The organism is Streptomyces sp. NPDC056231, from assembly GCF_048270745.1.
Lineage (GTDB): Bacteria > Actinomycetota > Actinomycetes > Streptomycetales > Streptomycetaceae > Streptomyces.
The window spans coordinates 26,532-42,442 of sequence record NZ_JBLVKW010000049.1; the positions used below are offsets into that span (position 1 = coordinate 26,532).

The 15,911-nt window shown below is 69.5% G+C and carries 11 protein-coding genes; 7 read left to right on the forward strand and 4 right to left on the reverse strand.

Annotated elements, in window-relative coordinates; all coding sequences use genetic code 11:
• Nucleotides 1-18 precede the first annotated feature (18 nt).
• From ACNPQM_RS29640 to ACNPQM_RS29650, 3 genes are all read right to left on the reverse strand, one after another.
• A complete protein-coding gene (locus ACNPQM_RS29640) occupies nucleotides 19-2,046 on the reverse strand; it encodes a M4 family metallopeptidase (RefSeq protein ID WP_418086367.1) in 2,028 nt (675 codons plus the stop codon).
• Between the two features lie 485 nt (nucleotides 2,047-2,531).
• Nucleotides 2,532-4,529, reverse strand: coding sequence for an ABC transporter ATP-binding protein (locus tag ACNPQM_RS29645; RefSeq protein WP_418086368.1), 1,998 nt, complete (start codon nucleotides 4,527-4,529; stop codon nucleotides 2,532-2,534).
• Nucleotides 4,526-6,367: an ABC transporter ATP-binding protein gene (locus ACNPQM_RS29650; protein ID WP_418086369.1), complete on the reverse strand. Its 1,842-nt coding sequence runs from the start codon at nucleotides 6,365-6,367 to the stop codon at nucleotides 4,526-4,528. Before ACNPQM_RS29650 ends, ACNPQM_RS29645 begins: the two co-directional genes overlap by 4 nt.
• A 182-nt stretch (nucleotides 6,368-6,549) precedes the next feature.
• On the opposite strand from ACNPQM_RS29650, the gene ACNPQM_RS29655 reads away from it, so the two are divergent.
• The 4 genes from ACNPQM_RS29655 to ACNPQM_RS29670 are packed head-to-tail and all read left to right on the forward strand — an operon-like array spanning nucleotide 6,550 to nucleotide 10,214.
• Nucleotides 6,550-7,452, forward strand: a complete 903-nt coding sequence (locus tag ACNPQM_RS29655) for an ABC transporter ATP-binding protein (protein ID WP_418086370.1) — start codon at nucleotides 6,550-6,552, stop codon at nucleotides 7,450-7,452.
• Nucleotide 7,453: 1 nt separating this feature from the next.
• Nucleotides 7,454-8,230 carry an ABC transporter permease gene (locus ACNPQM_RS29660; RefSeq protein WP_418086371.1) on the forward strand — a complete coding sequence of 259 codons (777 nt, stop codon included), beginning with the start codon at nucleotides 7,454-7,456 and terminating at the stop codon, nucleotides 8,228-8,230.
• 24 nt (nucleotides 8,231-8,254) lie between these two features.
• A complete protein-coding gene (locus tag ACNPQM_RS29665; RefSeq protein ID WP_418086372.1) occupies nucleotides 8,255-9,544 on the forward strand; it encodes a sensor histidine kinase in 1,290 nt (429 codons plus the stop codon).
• A gap of 19 nt (nucleotides 9,545-9,563) precedes the next feature.
• Nucleotides 9,564-10,214 (forward strand): response regulator transcription factor, encoded by a 651-nt coding sequence (locus tag ACNPQM_RS29670; protein ID WP_358857479.1) that lies wholly within the window; start codon nucleotides 9,564-9,566, stop codon nucleotides 10,212-10,214.
• 25 nt (nucleotides 10,215-10,239) lie between these two features.
• Here the strand turns inward: ACNPQM_RS29670 and glgX are convergent, their stop codons facing one another.
• A complete protein-coding gene (glgX, locus tag ACNPQM_RS29675) occupies nucleotides 10,240-12,519 on the reverse strand; it encodes a glycogen debranching protein GlgX (RefSeq protein ID WP_418086373.1) in 2,280 nt (759 codons plus the stop codon).
• 436 nt (nucleotides 12,520-12,955) lie between these two features.
• Between glgX and ACNPQM_RS29680 the strand changes: the two genes are divergently transcribed.
• The 3 genes from ACNPQM_RS29680 (at nucleotide 12,956) to ACNPQM_RS29690 (ending at nucleotide 15,832) form a co-directional block, all read left to right on the forward strand.
• Nucleotides 12,956-14,209, forward strand: a complete 1,254-nt coding sequence (locus ACNPQM_RS29680; RefSeq protein ID WP_418086374.1) for a L,D-transpeptidase — start codon at nucleotides 12,956-12,958, stop codon at nucleotides 14,207-14,209.
• A gap of 87 nt (nucleotides 14,210-14,296) precedes the next feature.
• Nucleotides 14,297-15,064, forward strand: a complete 768-nt coding sequence (locus ACNPQM_RS29685) for an enoyl-CoA hydratase/isomerase family protein (RefSeq protein WP_366133366.1) — start codon at nucleotides 14,297-14,299, stop codon at nucleotides 15,062-15,064.
• A 252-nt stretch (nucleotides 15,065-15,316) separates the two neighbouring features.
• Nucleotides 15,317-15,832 (forward strand): ATP-binding protein, encoded by a 516-nt coding sequence (locus ACNPQM_RS29690; RefSeq protein ID WP_418086375.1) that lies wholly within the window; start codon nucleotides 15,317-15,319, stop codon nucleotides 15,830-15,832.
• Nucleotides 15,833-15,911 lie beyond the last annotated feature (79 nt).

Sequence of the window (15,911 nt, forward strand, 5' to 3'; positions counted from 1 at the left end):
CGGAATGCGGTGCTGGGTTCAGAAGGTCAGCTTGAAGCTGTTGATCTTGCCGGTGTCACCCGAGTAGACGTCCTGGACCTTCAGCTTCCAGGTGCCGTTCGCCGCCACGGACGAGGCGTTGACCGTGTACGTCGTCTGGACGTTGGGCGCCGAGTCGCTGATCGAGGAGTTCTTCAGCCGGTAGGTCGTACCGTTCGGGGCGACGAGGTCGATGACCAGGTCACCACGCCAGGTGTGGGTGATGTCCACGCCGACCTTGAGGGTGCTGGGCGCGTTGCCCGTGATGCCGGTGACGTTGACCGAGCTGGTGACGGCCGCGCCGCGGTCCGGGATGGCGACGGGGGTGGTGTTCTCGAAGACCGTGCCGCCGGGGTCGGTGCCGCCGGAACGCGAACCGACGCTGATGGCGGCCCAGGCGTCGGCGACCGACTTGTACTCGGCGCTGGTCGTGCCGTACAGCTCACCGGCCACGGCGAGGGTACCGGTGCGGGCCGCCGCGTAGTTCGTCGTGGAGGTGAACTTGGTGGTGAGCGCCTTGAACCAGATCAGGGCAGCCTTGTCGCGACCGATGCCGGTCACCGGCAGACCGTCGGAGGTCGGCGAGTCGTAGTTGACGCCGTTGATGGTCTTCGCGCCGCTGCCCTCGGAGAGCAGGTAGAAGAAGTGGTTCGCCGGGCCCGAGGAGTAGTGGACGTCGATGCTGCCGATGCCCGAGTACCAGGCGTCCTTGGACGCGCCGTCCTTGCTGGGCTTGTCCATGTAACGCAGCGGGGTGCCGTTGCCGTTGATGTCGATCTTCTCGCCGACCAGATAGTCACCCGGGTCGGCGGTGGTGTTGGAGTAGAACTCGACTGCGGCGGCCATGATGTCACTGGTCGCCTCGTTGAGGCCGCCGGACTCGCCGCTGTAGACCAGGCCGGCGGTGGTGGAGGTGACACCGTGTGTCATCTCGTGCGCGGCCACGTCGAGGGAGGTCAGCGGCTTGGTGTTGCCGCTGCCGTCGCCGTACGTCATGCAGAAGCAGCTGTCGCTCCAGAACGCGTTGACGTAGGCGTTGCCGTAGTGCACGCGGGAGTACGCGCCGACGCCGTCGCCCCGGATACCGGTGCGGCCCTGCACGTTCTTGTAGTAGTCCCAGGTCTCGGCCGCGCCGTAGTGGGCGTCCGCGGCGGCGGTCTCGGCGTTCTGCGGGGTGCCGTTGCCCCACACGTCGGTGGAGTTGGAGAACAGCGTCCCGGTGCCGGAGGTGCCGTGGTTCAGGTTGTACGTCTTGTGGTTGCCGCGTCCGGTGTCGGTCAGCGTGTACGACGGCGCGGTGCCGAGCGTGACCTGGCCGTTGTACTGGGTGTTGCCGGTACCGGTCTCGATGGCCTGCCACTCGTAGAGCTTCGCACCGGTGGACGCGTCAGTGACGACGTGCAGTTCGTTGGGGGTGCCGTCGTCCTGGAGCCCGCCGACGACGGTCTCGTAGGCGAGCTGCGGCTTGCCCTGTGCCATCCAGACCACCTTGCGCGGTGCCCGGTCGGCGACGGTCTTCTTGGAACCGGCGGCCTTGGCCGCGCCGAGAGCCTGCGTCTCGGCCTTGGCCGGGGCGATGTCGGCCGCGGTGCCGACGGCCTTCAGCTGCGCAGAGGTGACCTTGGACGCCTTGGTGACGCTCTTGGTCGTCCCGGCCTTGGTCTCCTGGACGACCAGGTCGCCGCCGAGCACCGGAAGCCCGGCGAAGGTGCGCTCGTAACGGGTGTGCGTGGTGCCGTCGTTGTCCTGGATGACATCCCGGACGACGAGCTTCTCCTGAGAGCCGAGACCGAGCTCCTTGGCCGTGGCCGCCTTGCTCGCGTTGGCCTCGCGGATCAGCTCGGCGCGCTTGGACGGGGTGAGCTGCTTGGCCAGTGCGCCGTGTTTGGCGCCGGCGGTCGCCGCCGCCGCGGTGGCGCTGCCGGGAGTGGCCGTGGCCGTACCGGCCTGGACTCCGACGGCGAGGAGGGCTGCTGCGGCTATCAGGGCGCCGGTCGCGGTGGCACGACGGCGGGGCGTGGATTTCACGCGGACTCCTTCTGCGAGGGGGGTACCGGCGGCTGAGTGAGCCGGCCGGGCAGAGCAGGCGGTGCGCGGAACGTGGGAAGAGTGTCAGCCGATGGACGTTCCTGTCAGGACCGCGTCAACAAGTTGGCCGGAATTCGTTCGTTGCCAGAAAGGTCATGTTCGTTAAGCGGACGTTTCACCGATCGTTACCGAGAGGGTGTTCGTGGTCCGGAGCGGCCGATTTTGATGAGCGGGTCCCGGTTGAGCTCGAACACATCGTTCGCGAACGGAGCGTCCCGCGGATCGTGACCACTGGCCGAAAGTGTCGTGCATTGTGGCTCGTTCTGAACGGGTCAGTCCAGTACGAGAATGATCCGCCGCGTTGCGATGCACCGCGCCGGACGCCCCGGGCCGATCCACGAAGACCGACGGAGCGCGACCGCACCGGCCGGTCACCCGTCCGGTGCGGTCGCGCCGACGCCGATGGTTGCTGCCGGGGCAGCGGTTCAGGCCAGGCTTTCCCGCCAGGCGCGGTGGAGCCCGGCGAACCGGCCGGTACCGCCGATGAGTTCGGACGGGGAACCGTCCTCCACGATCCGGCCGTGCTCCATGACCAGTACCCGGTCCGCGATCTCCACGGTCGACAGCCGGTGGGCGATCACGACCGCGGTGCGGCCGTGCAACACCGTGTCCATGGCCCGTTGCACGGCACGTTCGCCGGGGATGTCGAGGGAGCTCGTCGCTTCGTCGAGGATCAGGACTGCCGGGTCCGCGAGCAAGGCGCGGGCGAAGGCGACCAGTTGACGCTGGCCCGCCGAGATTCGCCCGCCCCTCTTGCGTACATCCGTGTCGTACCCGTCGGGCAGTCCGCTGATGAAGTCGTGCGCGCCGATCGCCTTCGCGGCCCGCTCGATCTCCTCGCGCGAGGCCTCCGGGCGGCCGATGGCAATGTTCTCCGCGACCGTCCCCGAGAAGAGAAACGCCTCCTGGGTCACCATCACGACTCCGCGTCGCAGCTCGGGCGTGGCCAGATCGCGGAGATCGGTCCCGTCCAGCAGCACCCGGCCGTCGGTCGGATCGTAGAACCGGGCCAGCAGCTTGGCGAGCGTCGACTTCCCGGCACCCGTCGAGCCGACCACGGCCACGGTCTGCCCGGCCGGAATCCTCAGATCGAAGCGGGGCAGCACTTCGCCGCCCGTGCGGTAGGCGAATCTCACCGAGTCGAAGGCGACGTCACGCCCTGGGTGCTCACCCGCGCGGGCAGGCAGCTCCCGCGGGTTCGCCGCCTCGGGGACGGTGGGGGTCTGGGCCAGCAGTCCCGCGATCTTCTCCAGCGAAGCAGCAGCCGACTGATAGGAGTTGAGGAACATGCCGAGCCGGTCGATCGGGTCGTACAGCCGGCGCAGATAGAGCACGGCCGCGGCCAGCACGCCGAGCGCGAGCGTCCCGGAGGCGACTCGGTACGCACCCCACAGCACCATGCCGGCGACCGCCGTGTTGGCGACCAGCCGGGAACCGACCACGTAGCGAGCCATCTCCAGGAGCGCGTCGCCGTTCGTCCGGCAGTGCTGCTGGTTGAGCCGCTCGAATTCTGTGTCGTTGATGCGCTCGCGACGGAACGCCTGGACGGGACGGATCCCGTTGATCGTCTCCGCGAACTTCACGATGACCGCTGCAATTGCTGTCGACCGGGCGGTGTAGATCACCCCGGCGCGCCGTTGATAGAGCCGCACCAGCAGATACAGCGGCACGAACGAGAGGACGGCGACCGCTCCGAGACCGACGTCCAGCCACAGCAGCATCAACGAGATGGAGATGAAGGAGAGCACGACGACGATCAGTTCCTGCAGCCCCTCGCTGAGCAGCTCCCGCAGCGACTCCACATCCGTGGTGGACCGGGAGATCAGCCGGCCCGAGGTGTAGCGCTCATGGAAGTCCACGCTCAGTGCCTGCGCATGACGGAAGATCCGTCCCCGGAGATCGAGCAGCACGTCCTGGTTGATCCGGGCGGAGGCCTGGATGAACGCGTACTGCATGCTCCCCGCGCCGGCCGAACACAGCGCGTACCCGATGGCCACGGCGATCAGTGGTCCGTAGTCCTTGTCGCGGAACGCGGGTACGCCGCTGTCGATGGCGTACGCGACGAGCAGCGGGCCCACCTGGACCGCGGCCTGCTGGACCAGCAGGAACAGCGCGGCCACCACCACCCTGCCCCGGTGCGGGCCGAGCAGGGAGAGCAGCAGGGCGCGGGTCGCACCGCGCGGGGTGGGCAGGTCGTCCTGGTCGAAGGGGTCCTGGGCGCCGGAGTCGGAACCGGGTTCGGGAGCGGCCCCTGGCGCCTTCCGTGTGGTGCCGTCCGGTCCAGTTGCCGGCCGGTCGCGGGTCAGGGTGTCCGTGCCCCTGGCCGCGTCCGCGGTGCCGGTGGTTGCGTCGGAGCCGCTCGGGGGCTCGTTCTCGTCGCTGCCGCCCGCTCCCGCGGGGCGTCCGGTCGTCACATTGGTCATCGGGTGCTGCCCTTCTCGGCAGGGACGTCCATGGCAGGCATGCCGTCGGTGGACAGGAATTCGGGTGCGTCCGCGGCGCCGGACATCAGCCAGGCGTACTCGGCGTTGCTGCGCAGCAGTTCCTGGTGGGTGCCCACGGCGCTGATCCGGCCCTCGGACAGCAGCGCCACCCGGTCCGCGAGCATGACGGTGGACGGCCGGTGGGCGACCACGATGGCCGTGGTCGACTCGAGCACGCGCCGCAGGGCGGCCTCCACCAGCGCCTCCGTATGTACGTCCAGGGCTGAGAGCGGGTCGTCGAGCACCAGGAAGCGCGGCTGTCCGACGACGGCGCGGGCCAGTGCGAGGCGCTGCCGCTGACCGCCGGAGAGACTGAGCCCCTGCTCGCCGACCTGGGTGTGGATGCCTTCCGGCAGGTCGTGCACGAAGTCGGCCTGGGCGATCGAGAGTGCCCGCCGCAGCTCGTCCTCGCCGGCGCCGTCGGCGCCCATGAGGACGTTCTCCCCGACGCTCGCCGAGAAGAGCGTCGGCTCCTCGAACGCCACGGACACCAGCTCACGCAGCTGTTCGCGCCGCAGGGTGGTGATGTCGGTGCCGTCCAGCGTGATCCGCCCGGCGGTGGCGTCGTGCAGCCTCGGTACGAGAGTGGTGAGCGTCGTCTTCCCCGATCCGGTGGCCCCGACCAGAGCCATCGTCTCGCCGGGGCGGATCCGCAGATCGATCCGGGTCAGTACGGGTACGGACTCCGGCTCCGCGTCGGGGTAGCGGAACTCGACGCCTTCGAAGACCATTCCGCCGTCCGCGTGCTGCGAGGACGCCGGGGAAGACTCCGCGGCGGTCTCGCGTTCCTCCTCCACATCCATCACCTCGAAGAACCGCTCGGTCGCCGTTGCCGACTCCTGACTCATCGCCAGAAGGAACCCGATCGACTCGACCGGCCACCGCAGCGCGAGCGCGGTCGACAGGAACGCCACCAGCGTGCCCGCCGAGAGATCTCCGTCGGCGACCTGGATGGTGCCGAGAACCAGCGCCGCGCCGATCGCCAGCTCCGGGATCGTGGTGATGAAGGCCCAGATTCCGGCCAGCAGCCGCGCCTTGTCGAGTTCGGTGCCGCGCAGTCGCTGCGAGAGGCCGCGGAAGGCCAGGGCCTGGCTTCGGTTCCGCCCGAAACCCTTGATGATCCGGATACCGAGGACGCTCTCCTCGACGACCGTCGTCAGGTCGCCGACCTGGTCCTGGGCCTGGCGCGCCACCACCGCGAACTTCGTCTCGAAGACGGAGCAGAGAATCACCAGAGGCACGACCGGTACGAGCAGCACCAGGCCCAGCGTCCACTGCTGCACCAGCAGAATGATGAAACCGACCAGGATGGTGGTGGCGTTGACCAGGAGAAACGTCAGCGGGAATGCCAGGAACATGCGCAGCAGCATCAGGTCCGTGGTTCCGCGCGACAGCAGCTGCCCGGACGGCCAGCGGTCGTGGAAGGCCACCGGAAGCCGTTGCAGATGCCGGTACAGGTCGGCCCGCATCGATGCCTCGACGCCGGCCAGCGGCCGCGCCACCAGCCATCGTCGCAGTCCGAAGAGCAGTGCCTCGGCGATGCCCAGCAGCAACAGGTACAACGCACCGAGCCAGACTCCGCCCGGATCACGGTGCGCGACCGGTCCGTCCACGATCCACTTCAGTACGAGGGGTATCACCAGGCTGAGGCAGGAGGCGACGATCGCCACGGCCGCTGCCACGGACAGGCGGCTACGTACGGGCTTCACGTAAGGCCACAGCCGCAGCAGGGAGCGCGCGGCGGACCGGTCCTTGGGCTCTACATGTGTTTCGGGCATCAGGGGCGAGCCTACGGTTCACCACTGACATCGCTCATCCGGTTTTCGTTGCTCTGTCGACATCTCGTCCCTCAACGGCCCGTGACCGCCCGGTCGTACCCCGGAGTCAACCGATCGGCTGATGTCGTTTCGAGCGTGATGGCCGATGCCGCGCGGCCCCGCCCGACGGGACCCTCGTAGCCATGGCAATCATCGAAGTGAACGCGGTGCACAAGGCATACGCCGGGCGCGCCGCGGTGGACGGGGTGACGTTCGCCGTCGACGAGGGGGAGATCTTCGGGATTCTCGGCCCCAACGGCGCGGGCAAGACCACGACCGTCGAATGCGTCGAGGGGCTGCGGATCCCCGACTCCGGTACGGTCCGGGTCGCCGGACTCGACCCCGTCGCCGACCACGGACAAGTGACGCAACTGCTGGGCGCCCAGCTCCAGGAGAGCGAGCTGCAGGCGAAGCTCACGGTCCGCGAGGCGCTGGAGCTGTACAGCGCCTTCCATCCGAACCCCGCCGACTGGCGGACCCTGGCCGAACGGCTCGGTCTGCACACCAAGCTCACCGCGCGCTTCGCCAAGCTGTCGGGCGGTCAGAAGCAGCGGCTTTCCATCGCCCTCGCCCTGGTCGGCAACCCACGGGTCGTGGTGCTCGACGAGCTGACCACCGGACTTGATCCGCGGGCCCGCCGTGACACCTGGCAGCTGATCGAAGAGGTACGGGACAGTGGTGTGACCGTCCTCCTCGTCACCCATTTCATGGAGGAGGCGCAACGGCTCTGCGACCGGATCGCGGTGATCGACCGGGGGAGGGTCGTGGCCCTTGACACCCCGTCCGGTCTGATCAGCAAGGCAGGCAGCTCCACGGTCATCTCCTTCACGCCGTCACAGCCGCTCGACGACACCGAGCTGGGCCTGCTGCCCGGGGCGGTCTCCGTCGAGCAGAACGACGGCCGGATCGTCATCAACGGCACCGACGAGACGGTCAACGCGGTCATCTCGCTGCTGGCCCGCCACCGCGTAACGGCACACCAGCTCCGCGTCTCCGAGGCCACTCTGGACGACGCGTTCCTCGACCTCACAGAACAGGCGGCGTGAGATGACCACGGCGAGCCCGGCCAGGACACAGACCGCGACCACCCCATGGGCAGCGGTACTCAGGACCGAGACACGGCTCTTCCTCCGCGAGCCCGGAAGCCTGTTCTGGATCCTCGTCTTCCCGACCGCGCTGCTGACGATCCTCGGCCTGATCCCGTCCTTCCGGGACCCCGACGACGCGCTCGGCGGCCGCCGCGTCATCGATCTGTACGTACCGGTGTCGGTGCTGCTCGCCATGATCATGGCCGGGATCGGGGCCATGCCGACCGTCCTCACCGGCTACCGCGAGCGCGGGATCCTGCGCCGGATGTCGACTACTCCGGTGCCGCCGTCCGCCCTGCTCACCGCGCAGATCGCCCTGCACGGCGCCGCGGCCCTCGGCTCCGCCGCGCTGGTGATGACCGTCGGCCGCGCCGTCTTCGGCGTGAGACTGCCCGGACAGCCCTTCGGCTACGTCCTGGCGCTGCTCCTGGCGACCGCGAGCGTCCTCAGCCTCGGCGCGCTGGTGTGCGCGCTCTCCCGCACCGCCAAGGCATCCTCCGCCATCAGCACGATCGCCAACTTCGTGATGATGTTCACCGCCGGGGTCTGGATCCCGGTGCAGACCATGCCCGACACCCTCCGGCGCATCGTAGAGGTCACCCCGTTCGGCGCGGCCTCCCAGGCACTGGACCGGGCGGCTTCCGGCGGCTGGCCGGGCTGGGTACAGCTGGGCGTCATGGCGCTGTGGGCGGCCATGGCGACCCTGCTCGCGACCCGTCTGTTCCGATGGGAGTGACCAGTTCCGGGGGAGACTTCACTCATGAACGCGGGGGACATGGCTGAGGCGACCACAAACGGACCGACGACGGCCGCGCAGTTGGGGGACCGGTTCTTCCGGTACGGGCCGTACGGTCTGCTCGGCCTGGGCACCGCGGTCTCGGCCGTGGCCGCCGACCTCATCATGTCCCGCGCGGACGGGTACGCCGTCGCGGTACTGGTTCCTGTGGCGCTCGTCCTCCAGCTCTGGTGGGGGCGGGTGCGGCCGGGTGTTCCCCCGAAGTCGCGGGCGGCGCAGTTCTACTTCGTCGCCCGCACGTTGCTCGCCTTCGCCCTGACCTGGTGCAACCCGTTCTTCTCGATGTTCGCAGTGCTCGGCTACTTCGACGCGGGCCGGCTGCTCCCGGATCGGGCCTTCCGGGCCGGACTGCTCGCCACCGCCGTCATCATGGCGGGCTCGCAGTCCGGCAGTGGCCTCCCGCCGGACACTCTCATGAACTGGATCGCCTTCGGCATCCTCCTTGCCCTGCACGGGACTCTCACGATGGTGTTCGCCCAGATCGGCGACCGGGAGGCCGAGCACGCCCGCAACCAGGTCGACACCATCACCGAGCTGGAGTCCGCCAACGCCCGTCTCGAACAGGCCCTCGCGGAGAACGCGGGCCTGCACGCCCAACTTCTCGTCCAGGCACGCGAGGCGGGTGTCGCCGACGAGCGGCGCCGGCTCGCCGCCGAGATCCACGACACGCTCGCCCAGGGCCTGACCGGCATCATCGCCCAGCTCCAGGTGGTGACCTCGGTCGCCGACACCGATCCCGCTCTGGCCAGGCAGCACCTCGACCGTGCCGCCGCACTGGCCCGGCACAGCCTGGGCGAGGCGCGTCGCTCGGTGCACGATCTGGTTCCCGCCGCACTGGAGCACGACGACCTTCCGGGCGCGCTGAAGAAGACGGTCACCGGCTGGGCCGAACGCCACGGGGTCCGGGCCGAGTTCACTGTCACCGGTACCGTCGAGCCGGTCCATGACGAGATAGCCGCCACCTTGCTCCGTATCGCCGAGGAAGCCCTCGCCAACACCGGCCGCCATGCCAGGGCCGCACGGGTCGGCCTCACCCTGTCCTTCATGGGCGACGAACTGACCCTGGACGTGCGGGACGACGGCTGCGGCTTCGACCCGGCCGCCCTGCCGCCGCACAGCGGCGCGGGCGGTTTCGGGCTCCGCGGCATGCGGGCCCGCGCCGAACGCATCGCGGGCACCGTCGAGGTGGAGACGGAGCCGGGCCGCGGCACGGCGGTCTGCGCCCGGGTGCCACTGGTTCAGCACCCCCGATGACCAGTACGGTTGGCCTGCCATGGCTGAGGATTCCGCACGTGTCATCACGCTCGTCGTCGTCGACGACCACCCCGTCGTACGGGACGGTCTGCGCGGCATGTTCGATTCGGCCCCCGGCTTCCGGGTCCTCGGGGAGGCGTCGAACGGGGTGGAGGGCGTCGGCCTCGTGGCCCGGCTCGACCCCGATGTCGTCCTGATGGATCTGCGGATGCCGGGCGGCGGCGGAGTCGCCGCGATCGCCGAACTGACCGCGCGCGGCGCCCGTTCCAAGGTGCTCGTCCTCACCACGTATGACACCGACTCCGACACGCTGCCCGCGATCGAGGCGGGCGCAACCGGCTATCTGCTCAAGGACGCGCCCCGCGACGAGTTGTTCAACGCCGTTCGCGCCGCCGCCGACGGACGTACCGTGCTGTCGCCCGCGGTCGCCTCCCGGCTCGTCTCGCGAGTACGTGCCCCCGGCGCGGTGGGCCACGAGGCGCTGTCCGCACGCGAGCGCGAGGTGCTCGAACTGGTCGCCAAGGGCACCTCGAACCGGGAGATCGCCGCCGAACTGTTCATCAGCGAGGCAACGGTGAAGACCCATCTCACACACATCTTCGCGAAACTGGGCGCCAAGGACCGTGCCGCGGCCGTCGCGACCGCCTACGAGCGCGGCATCCTCGGCTGACCCCGGCCGTCCGCCCTGTTCCGCATCACTCCCTGACGCGCAGCAGCACCACCGCCCTCGCCGGCACCGCCAGCAGCTCGGAGCCGCGGTGCACGGTTCCCGGAGCGGTGGACTGGTCCTCCAGCGAGGTGTCCAGCACCAGTTCGTACGCCCGCGCCCACGGCGGACCGGGAAGCCGGAAGCTGCTCGGACGGTCGGCGGCGTGCAGGATCGCCAGGAAACTGTCGTCCGTGACCTGCTCGCCGCGCGCGTCCCGGCCCGGGATGTCACGCCCGGAGAGATAGAGCCCTACGGTCGCGGCCGGTGCGTACCAGTCCTCCTCCGTCATCTCCGTCCCCTGCCGGGTGAACCACGCGAGGTCCCGCAGCCCGTCCGCGGCCTGCGGCCGGCCGGAGAAGAAGGCGCGGCGGCGCAGCACCGGATGGGTGTGGCGCAGTGTGAGCAACCGCGCCGTCAGCTCGGTCAGTTCCCGCCACTCCGGCTGGTCGAGCAGCGACCAGTCCAGCCAGCCGGTCTCGTTGTCCTGGCAGTACGCGTTGTTGTTGCCGCCCTGCGTCCGGCCCATCTCGTCGCCCGCGACCAGCATCGGCACCCCGGTCGACAGCAGCAGGGTGGTGAGCAGATTGCGCAGCTGGCGGCGGCGCAGCGCGTTGATCCCGGGGTCGTCGGTCTCGCCCTCGGTGCCGCAGTTCCAGGCCCGGTTGTCCGATGTGCCGTCCCGGTTTCCCTCGCCGTTCGCCTCGTTGTGTTTCTGCTCGTAACTGACCAGATCGCGCAGCGTGAAGCCGTCGTGCGCGGTGATGAAGTTGACCGATGCGTACGGGCGGCGGCCGCCCCACGCGTACAGATCGCTGGATCCGGTCAGCCGGTAGCCGAGATCCCGCACATCGGGCAGGGCGCCGCGCCAGAAGTCCCGTACGGCATCGCGGTAGCGGTCGTTCCACTCCGTCCACAGCGGTGGGAAGGCGCCGACCTGGTAGCCGCCGTTGCCGACGTCCCATGGCTCCGCGATGAGCTTCACCCGGCGCAGCACCGGGTCCTGGGCGATCACCGCGAGGAACGGGGACAGCATGTCGACGTCGTGCATCGAGCGGGCCAGAGCCGCCGCCAGATCGAAGCGGAAGCCGTCGACGCCCATCTCGGTGACCCAGTACCGCAGCGAGTCCGTGATCAGCCGCAGCACATGCGGCTGCACCACATGCAGGGTGTTTCCGCAGCCGGTGTAGTCGGTGTATCTCCGGGCGTCGGACTGGAGCCGGTAGTAGCCGCGGTTGTCGATGCCGCGCAGTGACAGCATCGGACCCAGCTCACTCGCCTCCGCGGTGTGGTTGTAGACCACGTCGAGGATGACCTCGATCCCGGCGTCGTGCAGCGCCCGCACCATCCGCTTGAACTCGCCGACCTGCTGACCGCCCGTACCGCTCGCCGAGTAGTCCGCGTGCGGGGCGAAGTACCCGATGGAGTTGTATCCCCAGTAGTTGTGCAGTCCGCGCCGCAGCAGGTGGTCCTCGTGGGCGAACTGATGCACCGGCAGCAGTTCCACCGCCGTCACGCCGAGCCGGGTCAGATGGCCGACGGCCGCTGGGTGGGCGAGTCCGGCGTACGTGCCCCGGAGCTCCTCCGGGATCTCCGGGTGCCGTTTGGTGAAGCCACGCACATGCAGTTCGTAGATGACGGAGTCGGCCCACGGCGTCTTGGGGCGCCGGTCCTCCGCCCAGTCGTCGTCATCGTGGACGACGACACCCTTCGGTACGTACGGAGCGGAGTCCCGTTCGTCCCGGACGGTGTCGGCGACCTGTTGCTGCGGCCAGTCCCTCACATGGCCGTAGACCTCGGCCGGCAGGGTGAACGAGCCGTCCACCGCACGTGCGTACGGATCCAGCAGCAGTTTCGCCGGGTTCCAGCGGGCACCCGTCCACGGGTCCCAGCGGCCGTGCACCCGGTAGCCGTACCGCTGACCCGGCCGTACGCCCGGCACGAAACCGTGCCAGATCTCATGGGTCAGCTCGGTCAGCGGAAGGCGCGTCTCGCTTCCCTCCTCGTCGAAGAGGCAGAGCTCGACGGCCTCGGCGCCGCCTGCCCAGAGCGCGAAGTTGGTGCCCGCCGCCCCGTCCGGGCCCACCCGGAAACGGGCTCCGAGCGGCATCGGCGCACCGGGCCACACGGCCGGCGGCCGCTGCCCGCCGTCGAGCAGCCGCTTGTCCACCGAGCCGGTCCCTGCCTCGGCCCCTGCCTCCTCCGGCGTCCGTTCCAGAACCTTCCCGACCGGCTCCCGCACGGCCTCCTGCTCAGCTGCGCTCGACACCTCTCAGCCTCCCGCGGCTCATCGGACCCGGCGCCGAAGAGGCGCGCGCGGCGTCCCGGCCGCGGCTCCCCGAATGTGGTCCTCCCCTCAGTTCTTCCCACGGCGGGGCCCGCACTCACGTCTCCCCCGGACGGCCCTGGTTGTCGGGGGACGTTAACCACCATGCGAAGAAGGCAGGGGCGCGCACGGTCAGCGCGCTGACAAGGGCATGGGCGGCGACGGGGACACGCCGGCCGGGCACCCTCTCATTCCTACCAGGCGTCACCTGAGCGTTTCCTGGGACAACTTGGGACTGAACGGTGACATCCACGGGGGGATCCCTCAAAGGTCCGTGTGATTATCTTTCGCTAGCGCGCATGTGCAGCGTGCGGGGGCAGGAGCCTGCAGGCTCCCAGGGCCATGGCGGGCCCAGGCCGTGCGAGGGGAGACGACCACATTGAACGGGCAGCCGACATCGGGGACATCGGTCGGGGCGGACGACGGACGGCGTGGCCGGGGGGCCGCCGGACTGCTGGCTCTGGTACTGGGTGCGCTGCTGTTGCTGGTGACGGCGTGCGGCGGGGGAGACACCGACGCCGGTGACAAGGGCGGGAAGAGCAGCGGGGGCGGGAGCGCGGACACGACCGCCTCGCAGGCGGTGGTGACCGTCACGCCCAAGGACGGTGCCGACTCGGTCGCCACCAGCGGGGCGCTGAAGATCTCCGCCGAGCAGGGCAAGCTGACCACGGTCAAGGTCGCGGACCCCAAGGGCGTCGAGGTCGAGGGCAAGATCGCGGCGGACGGCGCGAGCTGGGAGCCCGAGCAGCACCTGGCCGCGGCGACGAAGTACGCGGTCCACGCGATCGCCAAGGACGCCAAGGGCCGCGAGTCGGCCAAGGACACCACGTTCACCACGCTGGTCCCGAAGAACACCTTCATCGGGCAGTACACGCCGGAGGACGGTTCCACGGTCGGCGTCGGCATGCCGGTCTCGATCCACTTCACCCGCGGCATCACCGCCCCCGAAGCGGTCGAGAAGGCCATCAAGGTGACGGCGGAGCCGGCGGTACAGATCGAGGGCCACTGGTTCGGCAACGACCGCCTGGACTTCCGCCCGGAGAAGTACTGGGCCGCGGGCACCAAGGTGACCGTGAAGCTCAACCTCGACGGCGTCGAGGGACGCCCGGGGGTCTACGGCAAGCAGGCCAAGACGGTCTCGTTCACCGTCGGCCGCAGCCAGGTCAGCCATGTCGACGCGAGCACGCACCGGATGAAGGTCGTCCGTGACGGCAAGCAGATCAAGAACATCCCGATCTCCGCGGGCGCCCCTGCGACCACCACGTACAACGGTCAGATGGTCATCAGCGAGAAGCTCAAGGTGACCCGGATGAACGGCGACACCGTCGGCTTCGGCGGCGAGTACGACATCAAGGACGTGCCGCACGCGATGCGTCTGTCCACGTCGGGCACCTTCATCCACGGCAACTACTGGGGCGGGCCCAACGTTTTCGGATCGACCAACACCAGCCACGGCTGCGTCGGTCTGCAGGACGTGCGCGGCGCCTGGAGCAAGAAGACCCCGGCTGCCTGGTTCTTCGACAACTCGCTCATCGGCGACGTCGTGATCGTGAAGAACTCCCGCGACAAGACTATCCAGCCGGACAACGGCCTCAACGGCTGGAACATGACCTGGGCGGAGTGGACCAAGTAGTTCGCGGAACACGACAGTGCGGCGGGCCCGGTGCTGTGACCAACAGCACCGGGCCCGCCGTCGTTAGTGACGGTTAACCTGCCTCTCATGACCGTAACCCTCGAAGCAAGCGACGGCGTCGGCACGATCCGGCTGGACCGTCCGCCCATGAACGCCCTGGACGTCGCCACCCAGGACCGGCTGCGTGAACTCGCCGAGGAGGCGACCCGGCGCGACGATGTGCGCGCCGTCGTCCTCTACGGCGGTGAGAAGGTGTTCGCGGCGGGCGCGGACATCAAGGAGATGCAGGCGATGGACCACACGGCGATGGTCGTACGGTCCAAGGCGTTGCAGGACTCCTTCACCGCGGTGGCCCGCATCCCCAAGCCGGTCGTCGCCGCCGTCACCGGTTATGCGCTCGGTGGCGGCTGCGAGCTGGCGCTCTGCGCCGACTTCCGGATCGCCGCCGACAACGCCAAGCTGGGCCAGCCCGAGATCCTGCTCGGCCTGATTCCCGGCGCGGGCGGCACCCAGCGGCTGGCCCGACTGGTCGGCCCGTCCAAGGCCAAGGACCTGATCTTCACCGGCCGGCACGTGAAGGCCGAAGAGGCCCTGGCGATCGGCCTGGTGGACCGTGTGGTGCCCGCGGCCGAGGTGTACGAGCAGGCATACGCCTGGGCGGCCCGGCTGGCCAAGGGGCCGGCTCTCGCGCTGCGCGCGGCGAAGGAGTCGGTCGACGCCGGGCTGGAGACGGACATCGACACCGGTCTCACGATCGAGCGGAACTGGTTCGCCGGCCTGTTCGCCACCGAGGACCGTGAGCGCGGTATGCGCAGCTTTGTCGAGGAGGGTCCGGGGAAGGCCAAGTTCCTCTGACCGAAAGCTAGTTGGGTACAGACTGCCGCGGATTCATCCGTGTGGGCGGATTGGCTGAGCTCCTCCTGGGGAACTGAGGCTCAGTGCTCCAGTGACCGGGGCGACCTCGCTCGGACGGGGCATACGCGCAGGCCAGCGGTAGTATCGAGCGCCATGTTCTGCCGCTGGCGTATGCCAGCCGACCACTACGGAATGCGGTGATCCGGGGTAGGGATTCCCTCGGAACGGCCCCGGATCGCCCGCAGTGCGGCCATGATGGTGGGCATGGCGGGCCTGGAGGGTGTGGAACAGCCGCGGCAGCACGGCGGCGCGACTGCGGCACACTGGATGCCGACCGGCGAGGACGAACAGGCGTTCAAGGCGCTGGAGTTGTTCGGAAACCCGGCGGAGGACGAGGTCCGGCTGCCCTCCCGGCCGGAGTCCGCGGCCACCGCCCGGCGGCTCACCTCCTGCGTGGTGCTGCGCCAGTGGGCGCTGTCCCCGCAGACCGCCGAGCATGCCGTTCTGCTCGTCTCGGAACTCGTCGGCAACGCGGTCCGGCACACAGGCGCGCGCGTTTTCGGGCTGCGGATGCTGCGCCGCCGCGGCTGGATCCGGATCGAGGTGCGCGACCCCTCGCGCGGGCTGCCGTGCCTCATGCCGGTTCAGGAGATGGACATCAGCGGCCGCGGGCTTTTTCTCGTCGACAAGCTCTCCGACCGCTGGGGAGTGGATCTGCTGCCGCGCGGCAAGACCACCTGGTTCGAGATGCGGATCTCCGACCGCTGAGCCGATCCGGCTCCCGCCCCTGCGTCCTCCGTGATGGCACCCGGCGCGACGCACAGAAGCCCCCGGTCGGCCGTGGTGC

Excerpts from the sequence above, each read along its gene's own strand:
- ACNPQM_RS29645 (WP_418086368.1), bottom strand. The coding sequence starts at position 4,529 with ATGACCAATGTGACGACCGGACGCCCCGCGGGAGCGGGCGGCAGCGAC.
- ACNPQM_RS29650 (WP_418086369.1), bottom strand. The coding sequence starts at position 6,367 with ATGCCCGAAACACATGTAGAGCCCAAGGACCGGTCCGCCGCGCGCTCC.
- ACNPQM_RS29655 (WP_418086370.1), top strand. The coding sequence starts at position 6,550 with ATGGCAATCATCGAAGTGAACGCGGTGCACAAGGCATACGCCGGGCGC.
- ACNPQM_RS29660 (WP_418086371.1), top strand. The coding sequence starts at position 7,454 with ATGACCACGGCGAGCCCGGCCAGGACACAGACCGCGACCACCCCATGG.
- ACNPQM_RS29665 (WP_418086372.1), top strand. The coding sequence starts at position 8,255 with ATGAACGCGGGGGACATGGCTGAGGCGACCACAAACGGACCGACGACG.
- ACNPQM_RS29670 (WP_358857479.1), top strand. The coding sequence starts at position 9,564 with ATGGCTGAGGATTCCGCACGTGTCATCACGCTCGTCGTCGTCGACGAC.
- ACNPQM_RS29685 (WP_366133366.1), top strand. The coding sequence starts at position 14,297 with ATGACCGTAACCCTCGAAGCAAGCGACGGCGTCGGCACGATCCGGCTG.
- ACNPQM_RS29690 (WP_418086375.1), top strand. The coding sequence starts at position 15,317 with ATGATGGTGGGCATGGCGGGCCTGGAGGGTGTGGAACAGCCGCGGCAG.